Origin of the sequence: Bacillus sp. HY001, from assembly GCF_007558965.1 — a bacterium.
Classification (GTDB): Bacteria; Bacillota; Bacilli; order Bacillales; family Bacillaceae_G; genus Bacillus_A; species Bacillus_A mobilis.
Map to the genome: position 1 here is coordinate 1 of NZ_VLTE01000153.1, position 207 is coordinate 207.

Below are 207 nucleotides of genomic sequence, written 5' to 3' on the forward strand. Positions count from 1 at the left end.
TTACTGAGGCAACCCTATAGCGCCTTGTCTAAATACCTATACAGCGTGGTCTTACTGATACCAGTCGCCACTGTAATTTGCTTAATTGTATAGTCTTTACTCTTATACATCTTAACAGCCATTTCCACTTTATCTTCTTTCTTAGTAGGTCTCCCACCTTTCTTTCCTCTTGATCTTGCTGCTTGAAGACCAGACTTTGTTCGTTCA

General features: G+C 40.1%; 1 protein-coding gene. It reads right to left on the reverse strand.

The features are described from left to right. Positions 1–14: 14 nt before the first annotated feature. A partial coding sequence (locus FOT98_RS29555; RefSeq protein ID WP_000364010.1) for a helix-turn-helix domain-containing protein occupies positions 15–207 on the reverse strand: 193 nt, incomplete at its 5' end.